A 17,858-nucleotide genomic window follows, 5' to 3' on the forward strand; every position below is an offset into this window, starting at 1 on the left:
ATGCCTAGTGCATCGAAAGACTGCTTTGAGCCCGGAGCGGACCTTCAGATGGGCTATATGCGCCGAGACGCAGCGAATGACCAATTTGAGCCCAACTTGGTCATATACCGTATACGTTGGCTGCCAAGTTTGCTTTGAACCGTTATAGTCCAATGCATGGAACGACGACTTGCAGCAGTGCTCGCGGCAGACATAGTTGGGTTCAGCCGCCGAATGGAGCTCGACGAGGTTCAAACGCTCAACGCCGTGCTGAAAATCCAGTCCGAGATTGTCGAGAAGCAAATCACAGGCAGGCGTGGACAGGTGGTAAAAAGAATGGGCGATGGCTGGTTGGCTGAGTTTGCGTCTGCCGCCGACGCCGTAAACTGCGCCCTGGCAATCCAATCGGACATGCAAGGTTCGGATCTGTCACTTCGGATCGGGGTAAACGTGGGCGACATAACCCACATTGACGGCGACATCTTCGGCTCTGGGGTAAACGTGGCGGCACGTCTTGAGACGGTCGCAGATAGCGGCGGCATCGCCATTTCTGCAGATGCTCAACGCCTTATGCACCGTGGGGTGGATGCAGAGTTCCACCCAAACGGTGTAGTAGACCTGAAAAACATTCAAATGCCAGTTGAGGTTTGGAGCTGGCCAGGACCGCTCTCCGCTTTGACCGGGACACCAGTCGGCATGAATGGCAAACCCAAGCTCCACTTGAGCAACCTAGAAGGAGGAAATGCTGCGGCGGTTGAAATGGCGTCTGCGTTGCGCGCGGACTTGAGCCACGCATTCGGCCGTCAAACCGGATTGGAACTCGTTGCCGTCAAAAGCGACGCAGACTTTAAACTTGGTGGTTCCATTCGGGTTTTGGGCGATCGTTGGCGCGTGCTGATTGAACTCGTGGAATGCGCCACGGGCACGTGTGTTTGGACCGATCGAATTGATGAAGGAGGCTCAGACGCTTTCGACATCCAGGATCGCTTGTGTCAGCGCGTGGCCGGATCAATCCGAATTCGACTTCCAGCCCTACTGGCGGAAAAGTTCAAGCACAAATCTCCAGAAGACATGAGCGTTGAGGAACTACTCAACTTTGCGATGGGCTGCAACTTCACATTTACCAAGGAATCTTGGGAGCTTTCGCGATCCTTGCTGCAAAGTGTTCTGCGCCTTGATCCAGACAACTGGATGGCAATGACAATGCTATGCTGGAATATAGTCAGCATGTCCCGAATCCTTGGCTGGCGAGACATGGGCCTTCAGCAAGTCGTAAAAGCGCGAGGACTGATCGATACCGCAACGAAAATTAGGCCAAATGACCACCTGATCCGGACCGTACGCGGGACGCTATCGCTTTTTGGGAACCACGACTTGCAAGCCGCGCGCATTGATTTGGAAGAGGCTCTGACGCTGAACCCCGACTACTATCACGCGATTAATACTATGGCCTTAATTAAGCTGGCCGAAGGCTCAATTGATGACGCAACCAAGTTGTCGCAAATCGCGCTTGCGTGCGACCCTGCCTATCCCTACCGGCATCTCTACTATCGAGACGCCGGCTATGTCGCGCTGGTAGCTGGAGATCATCCGCGTGCAGTCCAACAGTTAATGCAGGCCGACCACGCAGAGCCAAATTTGCCGGCGAATCTAGCGCTGCTAGCTGCGGCACTTTCTGTTTCTGGCGACACAGAAGCTGCACGCCAAAGACTAATGCATCTTAAGCAGATCGAAGCAGATTTCGATCCGACCTCACTGGCCCGGCTCCCCTTGCGCGATCAATCTGCCGCAGACCGGATTTCGGATGCATTGCTCGTCTTGGACGCGTGACGTGAGAGTTCTGCCCGTTTATACCTCCGGCGCTCTGGCCGGGGTCCAATATTAGTGCACCAAAAGACACCCGACTGCGCGGCGAATGACGGTTTTTGGACGGCTCTCCCAGCCCCTTCCCAAATAACATCGCATCCGCCATTCATCAACGTTTGCATCACGAATTGCATAACCGCCTCCGATCAGACCCGTTCAACTGCGGACAGTGAGTTGAGCAGGGTAATCAGCTAGCAAAGATTGATATTTCTATTAAAACAGAAGGTTATGCCTGTGTATCAGTATGTTGTGAATGGCGATCCCGCGAGGACTCGAACCCCGAACCTGCTGATTAGAAGTCAGCTGCTCTATCCAGTTGAGCTACGGGACCGCTGCGGCCTTCTTGCGGCTTTTATGAACCAGGTTCAAGGGCCAAGCGCATGAAGGCGCTGTTGAGGTCTTCTTTATAGCCAAATATCGGCCCGCAATAGGAATATCCTAACGCTTCATAAAGCTTTCGAGCGGCAGTGTATTCAGGCAAATGCGCCGCTCCGGTCTCAAGGACCAAAGCAGATATCCCTTCCGATCCGGCAAGATCAGCCAGATATTTCATCATCACTCGCGCCAACCCACGACCGCGAGCGTCTGCTATTATATGCACGGATTTCACTTCGGCGGTTCCGTCGGGTAGGGATTTCAGCGCACCGCAGCCAAGGGCTTTACCTGTTTCATAAAGCCCAAAGAATCGGATACCAGGCGCACTCAACGCGACAGCATCAAATGTATGGTTCGAGGTCTGAGGCGTTGCATCCCAGCTATGTGCAAGATGCGCCTCAATGATAGGGCGCATCTCGTCCGCACCCGGATCAGCCGGCCGGATCTCGATCACTTAATGGGTCCAAGGGCTACGGCGGTCGGTGGCGAAATTCTCGCCGTATCCCCGGGGACGAAGGTTTGGTTTACGCCCATGAGGTTCGCTAACTGTCGCGTCAATTCCGTTGTCCTTTGCGTAATCGAGCGCCTCTTCCTTGGTGTCGAATTTCAAACGCACCTGAGATTGCGTATCCGAGGAAGAAGTCCAACCCATAAGCGGATCAACCTCGCGCGAAGATGCAGGTGCGTATTCCAGCACCCATTTCCGAGTTTTTGCCATGCCCGAAGTCATGGCGTTCCGAGAAGGTTGAAAAATTCGCGCGCGCATGCCGCCTCTCCATACTCACTGGCTGAGCACGTTTATGCGTCAGCGAGTTCGCAGGGACAAGATGACAAATGTCGCAACTTTATCTCGCAGTAGCAGCACCCAACCGGCGACCTAATGTCAAATTCTGTCACTAGAGATTGTTATGAACCGCGTCACGCCAAGATGAAGAAACTAAGATGATCCACCTCGAAAGAAGTTTGGAAACCAGAGCCCGGCGCCAGGCGATCTGGGCCACTTCGAGCCGGTTCATGCATATCGACGAATTCGCGCCAAAGGTGAAGTCCGTGGATGCCTTGACTAATGATCCAGTCGGCGTTGGATTAAAACGTCATTGCCATTTCGAGGCCGAAACCTCTTTGGTACACGGAGCAACGGATTGGCAGCCTAACATAGGTTATCGCGAAAGACTTTCCGAAATGTCCGCAATGCCCTTGACTGATGCACATCCTTCGATGGCCATCGAGCCAATTTCGGCAACACAGTCAAAGGTGATCTGAAGCATGGAATACAGCGTGAAGTCGGGACGGGAAATAGGCAATCGGTGTTGAAAATAAACATGGGTCGAACTCTGGAAGACAACTTGAATGCCCTTTCAGTAAAGGTCCGGTCAGACCAGCTTTCGGACCTTCAGCATGCATATGATTGAAAGTACAGTTTCAGAGCCGGATCAGGTCTTGCAGTTGGACAAAATAAGAACAAATGTAAGGGGCTAACCCCGGAGCCTGCCAATGCCATATGCCCAATCCGACAAAACCCAGCTGACAGCCGAAGAGGTTCGTGCACGTTTAAAGCTTGAGGGCGGCAAACAGTTCGTCATGCACACCGAATTTGCACCTGCAGGGGATCAGCCAGGCGCGATAGAAGAGCTGGCTGGCGGCGTCACCAATGGGGAACGTGATCAGGTACTGTTGGGTGCGACGGGTACAGGTAAAACATTCACGATGGCAAAGGTGATCGAGGAAACACAGCGCCCAGCCATCATTTTGGCCCCGAACAAAACGCTTGCGGCGCAACTATATGGAGAGTTCAAAGGCTTTTTCCCCGAAAACTCGGTCGAGTACTTTGTGTCCTACTATGATTACTACCAGCCCGAAGCCTATGTGCCGCGTAGCGACACCTACATTGAAAAGGAATCGCAGATCAATGAGCAGATCGACCGGATGCGCCATTCCGCCACTCGGGCACTGCTTGAGAGAGACGATGTAATCATCGTAGCGTCGGTCAGTTGTATTTACGGTATTGGATCGGTCGAAACTTATGGGGCCATGACCCAGGATTTAAAGGTGGGAAAAGATTACGACCAGCGGCAGGTAATGGCCGATTTGGTCGCCCAGCAATATCGCCGTAATGATCAGGCCTTTCAGCGCGGCTCGTTCCGGGTGCGCGGGGATTCACTTGAGATATGGCCTGCTCACTTGGAAGACCGCGCGTGGAAACTGTCATTCTTTGGGGAAGAACTGGAACAGATCACTGAATTCGACCCACTAACAGGCGAAAAGACCGACACGATGGAGCACATTCGGGTTTATGCGAACTCACACTATGTGACACCAAAACCCACAATGCAGCAGGCGATTATCGGGATCAAAAAAGAACTGCGAATAAGGCTGGACCAACTAGTTGGTGAAGGCAAACTGCTGGAAGCCCAACGTCTGGAACAGCGCACCAACTTTGATTTGGAAATGCTCGAAGCCACCGGCGTTTGTAACGGGATCGAGAATTACTCACGCTATCTCACCGGCCGCGCACCGGGCGAACCGCCCCCTACCTTGTTCGAATTCATACCCGACAACGCAATCGTATTCGCCGACGAATCCCACGTCTCGGTCCCTCAGATCGGCGGCATGTACCGGGGTGACTATCGGCGCAAGTTCACTCTGGCAGAACATGGATTTCGCCTGCCATCATGCATGGACAATCGGCCTCTGAAATTCGAAGAGTGGGACGCAATGCGCCCGCAATCGGTCTTTGTATCGGCCACTCCTGCAGCGTGGGAATTGGACCAGTCCGGTGGCGTTTTCACCGAACAGGTGATCCGCCCCACCGGTCTGCTGGATCCCGAAGTGGAAATCCGCCCCGTGTCGATGCAGGTGGACGACCTGCTGGATGAGGTGCGAAAAGTAGCTGCCAATGGCTATCGCACGTTGGTCACCACGCTGACCAAACGGATGGCCGAGGACCTGACCGAATACCTGCACGAGCAGGGCATCAGGGTTCGTTACATGCATTCCGACATCGATACACTGGAACGCATCGAAATCCTGCGCGACCTGCGGCTGGGGGCGTTCGACGTGCTGGTCGGCATCAACCTGCTGCGCGAGGGACTCGACATCCCCGAATGCGGGCTCGTCGCTATTCTGGACGCGGATAAAGAGGGCTTTTTGCGATCCGAAACCTCGCTAATCCAGACCATCGGCCGGGCCGCTCGGAACGCCGATGGCCGGGTGATCATGTATGCCGACAAGATCACCGGCAGCATGGAACGTGCGTTGAACGAAACCAACCGCCGCCGCGCTAAGCAAGTCGCCTATAACAAGGAACACGGCATCACGCCTGAGACGGTGAAGAAGAATGTCGAGGACGTTCTGGCTGGTCTCTACGAAGGCGACGTCGACATGAACCGCGTCACCGCCACCATCGACAAGCCGATGCACGGCGCCAACCTTGAGGCGCATCTGGACGGGTTGCGCGAGCAGATGCGCAAAGCCGCCGAGAACCTGGAATTCGAAGAGGCCGCCAACATCCGGGATGAAATCAAACGTCTGGAGGCAGTCGATCTGGCCGTCGCCGACGACCCCATGGCGCGCCAATGGGCGGTCGAGAAAGCCTCGGAAGATGCCGTGAAATCGCGTGGACGGTCAACGGCTGGCAGGCCGGGGCAGAGGGGTGGGAATGTGAAACGGAGGAAGCGTTAGTCCTCCGCTTCACACGTGGAAGGGAGATTACTTCTTCGGCTTTTTGGGTGGAGTTGGCTTAGGTTTCGGCGTAGGTTGCGGCCGGCTTGTACCTTTGTTCATTGCTCCCGAACGGCTACGTGTTGGAGGTGGGGCTGGTTTTTTTGCCATTTCGTACCTGTGAGAATTCTATTTTGGAACACAACAATAAATTGAATATTGCCACAGAGGCACTTAGGCAAACGGAATTGCAACTTGAGGACATTAACAACTTGGCCTCGAATGCAGATCAGCGCGCCATGGCGTTAGCGGGTACTCTTGCTGCAATGGCGACAATTCTCGCCACGCTCGCTTCGAGAACACCTTCTCCGTTTCTTTCATACGTTTCATGTGGTGGATTTATTGTAGCAAGCTTTGTCGCCGCAAGTACCTGTATGCCGAGGCGTTTCCATATTAGAGGGCACCGATGGGAAGGGTGGAAAGGGCACGTTGATGACAATGATGATTTCTTGGAAGTAGTAATCTCTCAAGCAGAAGAAAACGACATTCGCATCTCAGAAAACTTCACCAAACTTAACAAAGCCGCAAAAGTTACTTGGCATTCATTTACTTTTGCATTCTGGGTATTTTGCTTTTTTCTTTTTTCTCAGATTGGAACGGTAGCGCATTAGCAGATCGGGCCAGTACGCTCACGCAATGAAGTAAAACTCATTCCTAACACGCCACACTTTAAACTTGCAGCCCAGCGCCCTCTCTTCCACCTTTGAAATCACAAAATGCGATCCCAAACGGTTTCTGTGACGATCCCGAACTCCCTGACCAGCACTCATGAGGTCAAAAGAACCATTCACTGGGTTTGCAGAGCCGACCAAGGATTTGGCGCAACGCACGTGAAAACCAGACGGGACCGTCACTCAGGCACCGGGCACAACAACGGTCCATTCTAAGTTGACTGACGCCGCCTGCCCTTGCCACTTTCGTTGCTGCGGCTAAGTAACATCAGATGCGTTTCGTTCTTTCTCTTTTGATCTTCGCCACCCCAGCCTCTGCGTGGGAGGCGACCGTTGGTCAGATATGCACCCTTTCGCATGAAACGGACTCAGCGACGATTTTCTTGACTTACGATCCCGCTCAACCTCTTTACTCTCTTACAATCACCCGCACGACCGAAAATTGGGCGCAGGCGCCATGGTTCGCGATGCGGTTCGAAGGCCCAACCCCCATCGAAATCGCGACCTCGCGCCATGTTCTTTCCGAAAACGCCACAGCCCTTACCGTGACCGATAAAGGGTTCGGCAATGTACTGGACGGATTGGAATACAACCAGAGTGCATACGCCTTTACGCAAAATCAGATAATTGAATTTCCTTTGGATGGAGCTGCTTCACAAGTTCGCATATTCCGCGAATGTGCTTGGGCCCATTTGTCCTAACATTGGATAAATGAGACCGACAAAGAGCTTACTGTTTTAATTTGGGATAATTGTGTTGTGGCCCCTAACTTTGATCAGTGGTGGACCGCCCCAGCGAAATGTTCAAAAGACCCGGGCAAGCGAAGCCTACCCGGGTCAATAACTTAACCTTTGTCCCAATGCGCAATCACATCGTACCCAACTGGTGAAGGCGGGCCTTCCAGAAACTCGGCGAATTGGCCCCAAAGTTGGGCTACCTTGGGTGCGTTCGCGTCCGAGGTCTCTTCGCTTTCCACAACGGAAATAACGTAACCCGAGCCGTCTTCGTTCATTACGTTTGTAAAACAATGCATGCCGGGCATGCCCATAATTTCAGACTTCAAATCGTTCATTTTGGCCGTTGCCGCCTCACGCGTACCGGGCTTCATCTTGAACTGAGTAATACGTGCAAACATGGTATTCCTCCCTCGTCTGGCAAAATTGCCGTATGGCGTGGCCGGAATGGCTCTGCCACGCTCAGTCTAGCACGAGGGCATTGAATCTCTAACTGATACCCAGCGGATCTTGGGCGCCACCGAGCGTAAGAGATTTCTCATCAGCGCTTTTCACACTTCATGGTTGCAGCCCTGCGCAGGCTGCTTCACGTTTGAAATCACAAATTGTGATTCCAAACGGCAGCCATGACGAACTCGAAGAACCTGCCCAGCATACAAGAAGTCCAAAGAGCCATTCACAGAGTGCGCGGTGCGCGCGTGGTGTTGGCCGAGGATCTGGCGAAATTCTATGGGAAATCAGTGAGGGCATTCAATCAAGCCGTTTCACGCAACAAAGACCTGTTCGAAGGCTACCGCTTTCAATTGTCCGATGCCGAGGTCGCCGATTTGCAATCACGGAATGTGATTTCAAAACCCAAGGGTCGCGGTGGACGGCGGGTCAACCCGTGGGTTTATTCCGATTACGGCGTAGCTATTGCTTCGGCTTTGTTCAAAGACCCACGCGCGATCAAGATTACACGGATGATTACCGAAGCCTTTGTCGACGGAGCCAATGCCCTGGCGGAGACTTCGCGCAGCGTGCAGGAAATTCTCCCGCCCGAGGATACCCCGGCCCCGCTGCTGCCTAATGGTGAACAACTGCGCGACCTGGCCGAAAACATCCTTGATTCCGGTCAGCAAAGCCTTGTCGACTATATCGCCAACCCCACTACCAAGCGCCAACAAGCCGTAGCAACGATCATGAAGACATTGGCCGAAACCGCCGGAGAAGAAGTCAAAACACAGCAGGAACGCCTAAGACTGCGCATTGCAGAGCGTCTGGCTGCCGGGAAATACAATGATGATGACGACAGAAAAAGACTGATCGAGTTGCTTCACGCAATGAAAGGATAGACCCGATCGGGCTTGATCCCGATCAATACATGCCCCGCCAGTTCCATTCATGATATTCACATGACAGACTCTAATCCAACTGGCTTAGATGCCTATAAACCCGCCCAAATCGCCGAACTGGTCGAAACGGCAGGGGTCGCCAAGGCGCATCTGACAATCGGCCAGACTCTAACGTTGGCTATCCTCGCCGGAGTATTCATCGGGTTCGGTGGTGCGGCTTATACCATAGTCATGACCGGTGCAGATCCAGGGTTTGGGCCTGCGCGGTTTCTGGGCGGCGTTGTATTCTCGTTGGGCTTAATTCTGGTTGTCGTGGGTGGTGCCGAGCTGTTCACCGGCAACGCCCTGATGACCATTGCCGCGGTGGATCGAAGGATTTCCACAATGGCATTGCTGCGAAATTGGGGCCTAGTCTACTTGGGCAACCTGATCGGCGCCATCGCGCTGGCGCAAGCATTCGCGTTGACCGGGTTACTGGATGGTCCGATGGCAGCAACAGCATCGGCGATTGCAAGCGGTAAACTTGATCTTACTGCATCTCAGGCGTTTACACGCGGAATTTTGTGCAACGCGCTCGTCTGTCTGGCCGTCTGGCTAAGTTTCGCGGCAAGGTCAGTGGTCGGTAAGGTCACGGCTATTCTCTGGCCGATTTCTTGCTTTGTTTTGTTAGGCCTCGAACACTCTGTCGCCAATATGTACTTGCTACCGCAGGGCGCTATGTCCGGTGCTGAAATCGGGTTTCGAGCAGCTTTTGGCAACTTATTTTGGGTAACCGTCGGTAACATTGTCGGCGGTGCAGGCGGTGTCGCACTGGCGTATCGCTTTGCCTATCTACGCAATTCATCAGAGTGAAAAATTATTGATACTAGACCTGTAACTCCGCGCGCATCTTCTTGGTCAGCTTGGCCACAACCAAATCGTATGACGTCACTATGTGATCGCGCAGCAAGCTATCGTTCATTCCGCAGGTTTCATAAACCTGTAACCATTTCATCCCCCGCGACGCCAGATAAGGGGCGGGCCGTATACCGGGCTCGTCTCTAAGCACCTCAAAGGCCAGGTCGGTTGCTTTGAAAGTGAACGCGTCCTTCCCATCATTCCAGCCGCAGATCGCGAATACCTTACCGCCAACTTTCCATACGTCCGCATTTCCCCATTGCACCACATGGTTAGTGGCTTGTAGGCCTGAACAGAAAGCGTTGAATTCTTCGCGGGTCATAGGGCTGATTGTGACTGTCCGACAACCTTGAGGCAAGCAAGTGTTCCTGTCTGCCTCGACGATGACCGTCTTTAAGGCCGAATAAATTTCGCGTTGCCAACCATGCGTTGTTTGGGTGCCTCGGTGCGTGATGGCTCGGTGGATAACACTGGTTCCGCTTTGTTGAATTCGCAAGCAATTCCGTCGCCATCAGGATCGTTGCGCTTGTGATAGCCAGGCTCACCTTCGTTGAATGTATTGAAACCGATGGCCTGCACGGCATCGCACCCAACCAATGCAACAAGATGAACCAGAGCGTTTTCGCGATCCCCATTATTTACCCGGATGTAGGTTCCGACGGCAATTATCCCTGTGGTCAACGGAAGCGCCAGTACCATCAAAAGGATTCTCATGGGCGACAAAGCCCGTCTGCGCTGTTGTTCGGCGCGTCTATGCCTTCGGGCTGAACGAGGATTCATTGGCTCGTCTTGTGTGTCTTCTAGTGTCATGGATTCTTGTTGAAACGAAGATGTGGCAACCCCGAGGCCCGCTGAAGGCCAAGGTAAGGAATTTACCCAGGCGCGTTGCGTTGAGATGGGTCTCGTTTGAAAGCTCCGGGGTGACTACCCAGATCGCGTTGCCGAGCCGAGGCTTCGGCCCACCAAACCAATTGGCCAAAAGCACGGCCCAGATATCCGTCCCAATCTTTTGCAGAAACATCAACCTTGTAACTTCCATCGGGTTCAAAAATCTCGTGCGCCTTGGGAACGTGGATCATTGCCGAAACCGGTAGGCACCCCAATTCGCTGAGATAGGTTCGCATATTCACAGCCGCCCGCGCCCCACCCCACTGGCCCGCAGAATAGGTGGCAATTACGCTTGGTTTGTATGAGAATAGTGAACTGCCGAAATGGTTGAGCAAGCCCGATAACGCAGGGGACATGGAATGGTTGTACTCGGGACTGACCATTACATAGCCATCGGCGGCATCAATCTTTTGCGAGAGCGACTCGAGATTTTGAGGCGCCCGCCCTTCCGCGAACGCGAAATGAGGTTTGAAGACGTGATCCGTCTGAACCTCTAAAGGGTCGATCAATGTTACATCATGATCGATCTGGCTAAGCCGCGAAACACAGGCTCTGGCCACGCGTTCACCCACCCTGGCGGGGCGCGGAGGGGTACTTTTCCGGGAAGATCCAAGGAAAACAAGAAAATTCAAAGCTGCACCCACCATGTTAATAATATAAACCAAGCACCGTGCGCAGGTTAGATGGATACTTCATGCAACGCTATTTGAAAGAGTCCATATGACAAATCCCGACCCCTTTCTGTCTCCCGATGACGAGGCACGCAGGATAGCACGGGACATACTGGCAACCGCTAGTTATGCCTCTCTCGCGGTGCTGCGGGTCGGAACGTTGCTACCGTCGGTCTCACGGATCGCTCTTGCCACAGACTTAGAAAAACGACCTATTTCGCTTGTCTCCACATTATCAGATCACACAAAGGCAATGCGGGCCAATCCGTCCTGCGCCCTTTTGATCGGCTCACCAGGCGATAAAGGTGATCCTTTAGTTCATCCTCGGTTGACCCTGCATTGCATTGCCACGCTGATCCCGAAAGATGTGCCTGAACACGACGGCCTCAGAAAGCACTATCTGACCTTACGCCCTAAGGCACGACTGTATGTCGATTTCGCCGATTTCGGATTTGTCCGCTTTCAGGTGGAAGACGGCATGCTGAATGGCGGCTTTGGAAAAGCCTGGCGCCTGTCCTCTGATGATTTGCAAGCTTCCCAAATTATCTAACTACATGCACCGCACATTTTGCGTGACGCACGACGTGCGTCGCTGTAGAGCCCAAAAGGAGATCCTGCATACCTGGTCGATGCGAAGCCAAAATAATAAGGTCGGGTTTATTGGTTTCTGCCCAATCCAGAATTGTTCGCCCTGAATGCCCCTCGATCACCACCCCTTGGGCGTTGGGTAATTTGGATGCAAGTGCGTCCAGTTCAGTTTGAATCGCCTTCCGCGCCTCGGTAATATATTCATTCGGCATGTATGAGATCGCGTAGTCGGGGATGTGTTCTACTACGTGCAACAGTGTTACCTGCGCATTGGGTGTGGCCAGTATTTGCGCCAGTTTCATGGGCCCGGAAATGTCACGTTCTGTGTCGAATGAAATTGGGACAAGGATGTTGTGGTACATGGGTCGCGCCTCCGTGATTATATCAGCAAACTGGCACGAGATGGCCAGTAACACATTGATTCAAATCAGGATGGTCAGAATGTTTCTGCGACGTCGTACATGACAGGCTCAAAACTTTTGCAAAGCTCATTTATTTGGCGGTTTCGTTCACGCATTTCCGGCGTTCGCAGCATTGCCAGAAAATCTTCGCGCCGTTCCCATTGTGAGTAATTGGCGATCCTGGTTTGGGCATCATTCACATGCAGCCCAGCCGCGATGAATCCTTGCTGTTTAGAAATAAATTCCGAATACGCGTCCGTCAGCGCCTCTAAAAGGTCCTGGCAAGTTCCGGGCGTCATTTCGAAAGTGGTGATCACAGTCTGACTGGATGCGTTTTTTGAAATCTTGGGCATCTGGCTCCTCCTTTGATTGACCCAAGCCTAGCACAGCTTTTGAAATCGCCATCCGTTTCCTTCGGCTATCATCCTCTAAGCCAAATTTTCCAAAACAAACATATTGCTAACTAATCGTTAACCATGTCTTCGGATGTTCACCGAATGCGAGGGGCCTTCTTCACGACGTTACTGATAGTCATGCTTGGCACGCCGGTTTGGGGCGGTGCGTGGCTACGCGAAAAAGGTTCAGTTTTTTCAGCCGCCTCAGTAACCGGGTTCAAAGAGGCAGACAACATTTTCCATTATAAGACTTCGCTTTACGCGGAGTGGGGTGCATTCCCTAAACTGACAATTGGTTTGGACGCCGAAGAACACCAATATCTGTATGGCCACGCCCTCATCTTTGCTCGATTTCCAATCGCCGACTTCGGGAGCGCCGGACGTCTGGCAGGTGAGATCGGGGTTGGTGTTCACCATCGCCAGTTTCAATCCTGGGCGCTGTACAAGACCACTTTGTCATATGGCAAAAACATAAAAACCAAATTTGGTAATGGTTGGGTTGCCGTTGATACGGCTCTGGAATTTCGGACGCACGAGGCCTTGATCCACAAGCTCGATTTCACAGCAGGCTTGTCCTCAAAAAGACGTTTCAATCCACTTTTCCAGATTGAGACATCGTACACTTCAAACCAACCAATTTTTTGGAGCGCTAGACCCTCGGTAATCTACCGCCCCAGAACTGGAAAAACCAAATGGATTATTGGGATCGAACGGAACTCTTACCAAGATAGCACAGGTTTCAAAATCTCTTTGTGGAATACGCGCTAAACAGCGTGCCGCCCCAGTGAAACGGGACGGCGCGCAGTTCGAGTGTCAGGTGTCGGCCCGTATTGTTATCGAAACTTCTCCGCTGAGAGACTCTGGCCAGCGCAACTTAATGTCGTTTTGATCGGAGCCTTGCTCAAGTTCAACGTAAGGCGCGGTGTATCGCGTGGTACCTAACTGTGTTCGTAGCGGCCCGATTGCTACCATGGCATCACATCCACGGGCCCGGCCCCTGAATGGCAATTGACCGCCAGAACTTATCGTCCAAGAAGACGATCTGGAATTTTGGGTGTGCCGTAAACGAAGCGGGTTTTCACAGGGGGTCGAAACAGCATGAAAAGTGTTGTTAGAGAAATTGACGCCTGAATACTTGTCAGGGTCCAAATCGGAAAAAGTGGTATCGACCCGATCCACCCGAGAAATTGACCCAGCGTTGGTGCGAAACTTGTTTCCGGTGACGGCCAAACCATTCAGATATTGCCCGCTGCCATAAGGACGCACAACTATGAAACTAAACCAAGACTCCACATCGCTGGCGTAGAATATGTTATCCGTGATACTCAGCGCACTGAATGAATAGCCTGAGTTATAGTTTGGCGATGCGTCACGCTCATTCGTCCACTGGATAAAACAGTTGTCGACATAATTTTCCGCAATTGATGAACTATTGTAGCCGCCAATCAGAACCAAACCTGCGTTGCGCACCCCGGTTGATGCGCTGTCGCCTTGAAAGAAGTGGTTGCCGAGCACAAGATTGTTATCCCCACCTAATACTGCAAAGTGATGGAAACGGTTTGCCCGGTTATGACGCAGTTTGACGTCGTTGGCGTTGGAGTTCACCGCAATCGAGCTACGGTCAGCTACGTCCAAGTCTTCTTCGCTGGACAGGAATTGACAACCATCGATCAGCATACCCTGGCATCCGATGCCAATCGAAGTGATCCCCCGATCCTTTGGGCGACTGACAAAGCAATCTTTAAGCACAAAAGTGTTTCCACCCGGTGAAAGACGGATTGCACTGCAACGGCTATTACACTGAAACTCGATCCCTTCCATGCCGAATTTTTGCAACGAACTGAAACCACCGAAGTCCAGCAGATACTTGAAATCGGTAAAGGTAAACGTCTGAGTTCCCACCGAATCGTAAATTGCGGCGTTCAGAGTAATTTCACCAGCACCTTCATTCTTTGACCGAACATAGATCTCGCGCCCCACGCCGCTCCCGGTGACCAAAGCTCCGACAGGGATATTCGCAACGTTTGCAACGTTTGAAAGTTTGTACGGATCGGTCGGGTTGTAAGTTGCAACCGACGTAAAAGTCTCGGTATCCCAAGCGCTACTGCTTTTAACATCAAATTGTCCGTTTCGCACCACGCGGCGGGTCGCGTAAGTCGTACGGTTCGGTACCGCTGCTTGCATGTCAATCGGCTCGGTAACCGCGATCTTTCTTCCGCCTAGGTCCAAGGATTCATGGTCAGCATTATTAAGCAAGGCTTGGAAGGCTTTCTTAAATGCCAGTTCTTCATCCCCGAAGGCGGATATGTAGGTCGGCAAGTCATAACTCTTTGTCAGAACCAACAACTTGTCATCCGGCATTGTCACCGTACCATCAAAATCAACGTCAGCCGACAAGGTGGTGTTTTGTTCCAGCAACTAGGTTCCTTGCGGAACGTATATTTTTCGACCATCCGCTGCCTGATCAGCCGCTGCAAAGGCTGCAGAGTCGTCGGTCACGCCATCACCAATTGCACCGAAATCGCGAACGTCAACCAAACCGATCATGTCCCGCAAGAACACGTTGGAAACATCAGTGATCTCAATGTCGTCTACTCGGATTACAGCGCCGTTCGTTCCATTGATATCCAACCCGAAATGGCCGTACAGCGCGTCTGACCCCCAAGGCATATCGACGCCCTGCCGTCTACCGCTTCCGACAATCGCCGAAACTTCATATACTCTGCCGTACTCGTGTAGTTGTATAACCTCGCCCTGCTCGATCAGCCCGGTCACATGTGCGTCGCCTGCGCCACCGGCCCATCCTGCAACACGGACTGTGGGTAATGGACCACTAATTGCCTTCACTCGTGCCTTGATTTGCAAATAGCACCCCGGCAGCAACTGAGTTTGGCCCATATACCGCAACCGCTGCGTGGACTCTGTTTTGAATATCTCAAGACACCCTACAAAGTCTGCATCAGCGGGTACAAAAGCGCCGCTCCCCGATCCATCGTACGTGGGTGAACCGGGTGTTCCGTCGCCGCTTGACCAAACCCCCAAGCCATCTGCAAATGCGGGTGGCATGAATTCGGTGCCTTCGGTGACTGCCTTGTTCATAAAAATCCCTTTCCCAGTTTCTCCACGGAATGTCACCGCGGGCATAATCGATGGGTCCGGGTCCAGCCCGAACACTACAATCTGCGTAACTCAAGGGGATTAACCGCCGCTCATCGCACCGTACGTAGGTGTTGCTTTATGCCGCTGGGTCCGACGCTCCAAGCAATTGAACGCCGTTTATTTTCCAGCCATTTTCCATCTCAATCATTTGGTAATCGAGGATGTGAACGCGGCCGTCGCCATCCACGATCATTACTTTCTGCCACAGCGATCCGGATACTTCTCGCAATTCGAGAAAACGCAAATCTGCAGGACGCCAAACCATAGGATAGCCGTTGCGAACCATCGCTCCAAAATTATCGGAATTTCGAAACAATCGCTGGATGTTTGGGCTGGCAAAGGTAAATGCGGTGTCAAAGTCATCTGCCTTGAACGCCTGGATTTGTGCGGTGATATTCGCCTCAATCTCGGCATTCTGCGCGAATGCACCCGAGGCCAGACCGGCACTTATGAACAAGGCAATAAATAATCGACGCATGGGGCTACCTCCTGCGCAAAGAGTAGCCCCGCGCCTCAAGAGGTCAAATCAGACCAACTCCCCGGCAAGCGCTCTGTCGATCAAGGCAATGGTTTCAGGCACTCCGTAAAGTGCGATGAACCCGCCAAACCGAGGGCCCTGCGAAGCGCCCAACAGCACCTCGTAAAGGGCCGTGAACCATCCACGCATAGGATCGAACCGATCGCGCCCGATAGAATAAACCACCGATTGCAGGGCTTCATCCTCGATCGGACCGTCATACGCTTCCAACGCCGACTTCAACGCCTGAAGCGCCTCACGTTCCTGATCAGTGGGCGCGCGATGCTTTCGGGTCGGTTTGACAAAATCGTTGAAATAGCGAACAGCAAATCCAGCCGCGAGATCCAGATCAGGATGTGTTTCGGCAGTTGCCGCAGGCGCATAACGACGGACAAAGCCCCACAATGCTTCTTTGTCTTCAGCACCCGAAACTGAAGCGAGGTTCAAAAGCATCGCAAACGGCACGATCAGTGTCGACTCTGGCACATCACCGCCATGGATATGCCAAACCGGGTTATTCAACTGAGCCTTCAAGTCCTGCCCCGGGTAGGCGCGCAATTGTTGATGGTACTCATCATAGGCCTTTGGAATAACATCGAAATGCATGCGTTTGGCCGTCTTTGGCTTTTGATACATAAAGTAAGCCAAACTTTCGGTCGGCGCGTATGTAAGCCATTCGTCAATAGACACACCATTGCCGGAAGACTTTGAAATCTTCTGCCCGTTTTCATCCAGAAAAAGTTCGTATGAAAAATGTTCCGGCGCTCGTCCGCCAAGAGCCCGGCAAATCGCATCATAGATTTTTTCGTTCGTGGCATGCTCTTTGCCATACATCTCAAAATCCACGCCCAGAGCCGCCCATCGCGCACCAAAATCGGGTTTCCACTGCAGTTTGACGTTGCCTCCGGTTACAGGCAGGTTCCATTCCTTGCCATCCTCATCATCGAATGTAACGGTATAGGTTTCTGCACAGACCTTTTTCATCGGGACATAAAGCACACGTCCGGTTTCGGGATGAATCGGCAGGAAAATCGAGTAAGTCTGCTGCCGCTCTTCCCGCAAGCTTTTGAGCATAATGGCCATGATGTCGTCATAGCGTTCGACCGCAGTTTTCAGGACCTTGTCAAATTGGCCCGAGCGATAGAAATCGCGAGCCGAATAGAATTCATATTCGAATCCAAAGGTATCGAGAAACCGACGTAACATCGCATTGTTGTGCTCGCCAAAGCTCGGATATTCGCCAAATGGATCAGGAACCGACGTCAGCGGGCATTGAAGGTAATCCTTCAATTGTTCGGGGTTCGGCACGTTAGTTGGCACCTTGCGCATTCCGTCCAAATCGTCCGAGAAACAGATCAGTTTGGTCGGAATGTCCGACAAGGCTTCAAACGCGCGTTTGACCATAGTGGTCCGCGCCACCTCACCGAACGTACCTATGTGAGGCAGGCCAGATGGACCATATCCAGTTTCGAAAAGCACATAACCTTTTTCCGGTGCGCCCTGCCCGTACCGTTTTAGCAACCTGCGCGCCTCTTCAAAAGGCCAGGCCTTGGACGACATCGCGGTTTCACGCAGTTCAGACATTTTAGTGGTCTCCATCGGGGAACGACGCCGGTTACACCAAGCAACCGGACCGGCCCCTCCTATTGTGCGGATGCAGCAT

19 protein-coding genes, 1 tRNA gene and 1 pseudogene are annotated in these 17,858 nt (G+C 52.6%); 9 read left to right on the forward strand and 12 right to left on the reverse strand.

The annotated features are described in order from the left end of the window. The first annotated feature begins 156 nt into the window (after positions 1 to 156). Positions 157 to 1,809, forward strand: coding sequence for an adenylate/guanylate cyclase domain-containing protein (locus AC2FNE_RS14500; protein WP_496805662.1), 1,653 nt, complete (start codon positions 157 to 159; stop codon positions 1,807 to 1,809). A 290-nt stretch (positions 1,810 to 2,099) separates the two neighbouring features. Here AC2FNE_RS14500 and AC2FNE_RS14505 read toward each other — a convergent pair. The 3 genes from AC2FNE_RS14505 to AC2FNE_RS14515 all read right to left on the reverse strand — a co-directional run bounded on the left by AC2FNE_RS14505 (position 2,100) and on the right by AC2FNE_RS14515 (position 2,986). Then, positions 2,100 to 2,176 (reverse strand) — tRNA-Arg (locus AC2FNE_RS14505). A gap of 21 nt (positions 2,177 to 2,197) precedes the next feature. Next, the gene (locus tag AC2FNE_RS14510; RefSeq protein ID WP_496805663.1) at positions 2,198 to 2,674 is read right to left on the reverse strand and encodes a GNAT family N-acetyltransferase; all 477 of its coding nucleotides are present in this window, start codon (positions 2,672 to 2,674) and stop codon (positions 2,198 to 2,200) included. Further along, positions 2,675 to 2,986, reverse strand: coding sequence for an ETC complex I subunit (locus AC2FNE_RS14515; RefSeq protein WP_170606145.1), 312 nt, complete (start codon positions 2,984 to 2,986; stop codon positions 2,675 to 2,677). 176 nt (positions 2,987 to 3,162) lie between these two features. Here AC2FNE_RS14515 and AC2FNE_RS14520 point away from each other — a divergent pair, with 176 nt between their 5' ends. From AC2FNE_RS14520 to AC2FNE_RS14535, 4 genes are all read left to right on the forward strand, one after another. Further along, positions 3,163 to 3,483: an SRPBCC family protein gene (locus tag AC2FNE_RS14520; RefSeq protein WP_170606143.1), complete on the forward strand. Its 321-nt coding sequence runs from the start codon at positions 3,163 to 3,165 to the stop codon at positions 3,481 to 3,483. Positions 3,484 to 3,714: 231 nt separating this feature from the next. Further along, on the forward strand, positions 3,715 to 5,901 hold the full coding sequence (gene uvrB / locus AC2FNE_RS14525; protein WP_170606141.1) for an excinuclease ABC subunit UvrB: 2,187 nt from the start codon (positions 3,715 to 3,717) through the stop codon (positions 5,899 to 5,901). Positions 5,902 to 6,074: 173 nt separating this feature from the next. Beyond that, a complete protein-coding gene (locus AC2FNE_RS14530) occupies positions 6,075 to 6,551 on the forward strand; it encodes a Pycsar system effector family protein (protein WP_496805664.1) in 477 nt (158 codons plus the stop codon). A 332-nt stretch (positions 6,552 to 6,883) separates the two neighbouring features. Next, complete coding sequence (locus AC2FNE_RS14535; RefSeq protein WP_496805665.1) at positions 6,884 to 7,312, forward strand: hypothetical protein; 429 nt, start codon at positions 6,884 to 6,886, stop codon at positions 7,310 to 7,312. Positions 7,313 to 7,455: 143 nt separating this feature from the next. On the opposite strand, the gene AC2FNE_RS14540 is transcribed toward AC2FNE_RS14535, so the two are convergent. Continuing rightward, positions 7,456 to 7,746: an antibiotic biosynthesis monooxygenase family protein gene (locus AC2FNE_RS14540; RefSeq protein ID WP_170475239.1), complete on the reverse strand. Its 291-nt coding sequence runs from the start codon at positions 7,744 to 7,746 to the stop codon at positions 7,456 to 7,458. Positions 7,747 to 7,971: 225 nt separating this feature from the next. Between AC2FNE_RS14540 and AC2FNE_RS14545 the strand changes: the two genes are divergently transcribed. Both AC2FNE_RS14545 and AC2FNE_RS14550 read left to right on the forward strand, forming a co-directional pair. Next, complete coding sequence (locus tag AC2FNE_RS14545; RefSeq protein WP_170606136.1) at positions 7,972 to 8,679, forward strand: ORF6N domain-containing protein; 708 nt, start codon at positions 7,972 to 7,974, stop codon at positions 8,677 to 8,679. A gap of 60 nt (positions 8,680 to 8,739) precedes the next feature. Continuing rightward, positions 8,740 to 9,531 (forward strand): formate/nitrite transporter family protein, encoded by a 792-nt coding sequence (locus tag AC2FNE_RS14550; protein ID WP_170606134.1) that lies wholly within the window; start codon positions 8,740 to 8,742, stop codon positions 9,529 to 9,531. A 13-nt stretch (positions 9,532 to 9,544) separates the two neighbouring features. On the opposite strand, the gene AC2FNE_RS14555 is transcribed toward AC2FNE_RS14550, so the two are convergent. The 3 genes from AC2FNE_RS14555 to AC2FNE_RS14565 form a co-directional block, all read right to left on the reverse strand. Next, positions 9,545 to 9,898 carry an MmcQ/YjbR family DNA-binding protein gene (locus AC2FNE_RS14555; protein WP_170606132.1) on the reverse strand — a complete coding sequence of 118 codons (354 nt, stop codon included), beginning with the start codon at positions 9,896 to 9,898 and terminating at the stop codon, positions 9,545 to 9,547. A 71-nt stretch (positions 9,899 to 9,969) separates the two neighbouring features. Next, complete coding sequence (locus tag AC2FNE_RS14560) at positions 9,970 to 10,290, reverse strand: excalibur calcium-binding domain-containing protein (protein WP_496805666.1); 321 nt, start codon at positions 10,288 to 10,290, stop codon at positions 9,970 to 9,972. Between the two features lie 158 nt (positions 10,291 to 10,448). Next, the gene (locus AC2FNE_RS14565; protein WP_254442605.1) at positions 10,449 to 11,111 is read right to left on the reverse strand and encodes an NADPH-dependent FMN reductase; all 663 of its coding nucleotides are present in this window, start codon (positions 11,109 to 11,111) and stop codon (positions 10,449 to 10,451) included. 73 nt (positions 11,112 to 11,184) lie between these two features. Here AC2FNE_RS14565 and AC2FNE_RS14570 point away from each other — a divergent pair, with 73 nt between their 5' ends. Next, positions 11,185 to 11,685 (forward strand): HugZ family pyridoxamine 5'-phosphate oxidase, encoded by a 501-nt coding sequence (locus AC2FNE_RS14570; RefSeq protein ID WP_170606129.1) that lies wholly within the window; start codon positions 11,185 to 11,187, stop codon positions 11,683 to 11,685. Here the strand turns inward: AC2FNE_RS14570 and AC2FNE_RS14575 are convergent. Together AC2FNE_RS14575 and AC2FNE_RS14580 are read right to left on the reverse strand one after the other, a co-directional pair. Next, positions 11,678 to 12,085, reverse strand: coding sequence for a universal stress protein (locus AC2FNE_RS14575; protein WP_170606127.1), 408 nt, complete (start codon positions 12,083 to 12,085; stop codon positions 11,678 to 11,680). The genes AC2FNE_RS14570 and AC2FNE_RS14575 overlap by 8 nt on opposite strands. Before the next feature lie 74 nt (positions 12,086 to 12,159). Further along, entirely contained in the window at positions 12,160 to 12,477 is a 318-nt protein-coding gene (locus AC2FNE_RS14580; RefSeq protein WP_170475227.1) for an antibiotic biosynthesis monooxygenase family protein, read from the reverse strand. A gap of 144 nt (positions 12,478 to 12,621) precedes the next feature. Here AC2FNE_RS14580 and AC2FNE_RS14585 point away from each other — a divergent pair, with 144 nt between their 5' ends. Continuing rightward, positions 12,622 to 13,287, forward strand: a complete 666-nt coding sequence (locus AC2FNE_RS14585; protein WP_170606225.1) for a hypothetical protein — start codon at positions 12,622 to 12,624, stop codon at positions 13,285 to 13,287. Positions 13,288 to 13,332: 45 nt separating this feature from the next. Here AC2FNE_RS14585 and AC2FNE_RS14590 read toward each other — a convergent pair. The 3 genes and pseudogenes from AC2FNE_RS14590 to AC2FNE_RS14600 form a co-directional block, all read right to left on the reverse strand. Further along, positions 13,333 to 15,618, reverse strand: a pseudogene (locus tag AC2FNE_RS14590) (glycosyl hydrolase family 28-related protein). 136 nt (positions 15,619 to 15,754) lie between these two features. Then, complete coding sequence (locus AC2FNE_RS14595) at positions 15,755 to 16,156, reverse strand: DUF4864 domain-containing protein (RefSeq protein ID WP_170475185.1); 402 nt, start codon at positions 16,154 to 16,156, stop codon at positions 15,755 to 15,757. 48 nt (positions 16,157 to 16,204) lie between these two features. Beyond that, positions 16,205 to 17,779: a lysine--tRNA ligase gene (locus AC2FNE_RS14600; RefSeq protein WP_170610869.1), complete on the reverse strand. Its 1,575-nt coding sequence runs from the start codon at positions 17,777 to 17,779 to the stop codon at positions 16,205 to 16,207. Between the last annotated feature and the right edge of the window lie 79 nt (positions 17,780 to 17,858).

This window comes from Ruegeria sp. YKSD179 (genome assembly GCF_059612885.1).

Excerpts from the sequence above, each read along its gene's own strand:
- AC2FNE_RS14500 (WP_496805662.1), top strand. The coding sequence starts at position 157 with ATGGAACGACGACTTGCAGCAGTGCTCGCGGCAGACATAGTTGGGTTC.
- AC2FNE_RS14575 (WP_170606127.1), bottom strand. The coding sequence starts at position 12,085 with ATGTACCACAACATCCTTGTCCCAATTTCATTCGACACAGAACGTGAC.
- AC2FNE_RS14535 (WP_496805665.1), top strand. The coding sequence starts at position 6,884 with ATGCGTTTCGTTCTTTCTCTTTTGATCTTCGCCACCCCAGCCTCTGCG.
- AC2FNE_RS14545 (WP_170606136.1), top strand. The coding sequence starts at position 7,972 with ATGACGAACTCGAAGAACCTGCCCAGCATACAAGAAGTCCAAAGAGCC.
- AC2FNE_RS14580 (WP_170475227.1), bottom strand. The coding sequence starts at position 12,477 with ATGCCCAAGATTTCAAAAAACGCATCCAGTCAGACTGTGATCACCACT.
- AC2FNE_RS14565 (WP_254442605.1), bottom strand. The coding sequence starts at position 11,111 with ATGGTGGGTGCAGCTTTGAATTTTCTTGTTTTCCTTGGATCTTCCCGG.
- AC2FNE_RS14550 (WP_170606134.1), top strand. The coding sequence starts at position 8,740 with ATGACAGACTCTAATCCAACTGGCTTAGATGCCTATAAACCCGCCCAA.
- AC2FNE_RS14585 (WP_170606225.1), top strand. The coding sequence starts at position 12,622 with ATGCGAGGGGCCTTCTTCACGACGTTACTGATAGTCATGCTTGGCACG.
- uvrB (WP_170606141.1), top strand. The coding sequence starts at position 3,715 with ATGCCATATGCCCAATCCGACAAAACCCAGCTGACAGCCGAAGAGGTT.
- AC2FNE_RS14540 (WP_170475239.1), bottom strand. The coding sequence starts at position 7,746 with ATGTTTGCACGTATTACTCAGTTCAAGATGAAGCCCGGTACGCGTGAG.
- AC2FNE_RS14570 (WP_170606129.1), top strand. The coding sequence starts at position 11,185 with ATGACAAATCCCGACCCCTTTCTGTCTCCCGATGACGAGGCACGCAGG.
- AC2FNE_RS14600 (WP_170610869.1), bottom strand. The coding sequence starts at position 17,779 with ATGTCTGAACTGCGTGAAACCGCGATGTCGTCCAAGGCCTGGCCTTTT.
- AC2FNE_RS14555 (WP_170606132.1), bottom strand. The coding sequence starts at position 9,898 with ATGACCCGCGAAGAATTCAACGCTTTCTGTTCAGGCCTACAAGCCACT.
- AC2FNE_RS14560 (WP_496805666.1), bottom strand. The coding sequence starts at position 10,290 with ATGAGAATCCTTTTGATGGTACTGGCGCTTCCGTTGACCACAGGGATA.
- AC2FNE_RS14515 (WP_170606145.1), bottom strand. The coding sequence starts at position 2,986 with ATGCGCGCGCGAATTTTTCAACCTTCTCGGAACGCCATGACTTCGGGC.
- AC2FNE_RS14595 (WP_170475185.1), bottom strand. The coding sequence starts at position 16,156 with ATGCGTCGATTATTTATTGCCTTGTTCATAAGTGCCGGTCTGGCCTCG.
- AC2FNE_RS14520 (WP_170606143.1), top strand. The coding sequence starts at position 3,163 with ATGATCCACCTCGAAAGAAGTTTGGAAACCAGAGCCCGGCGCCAGGCG.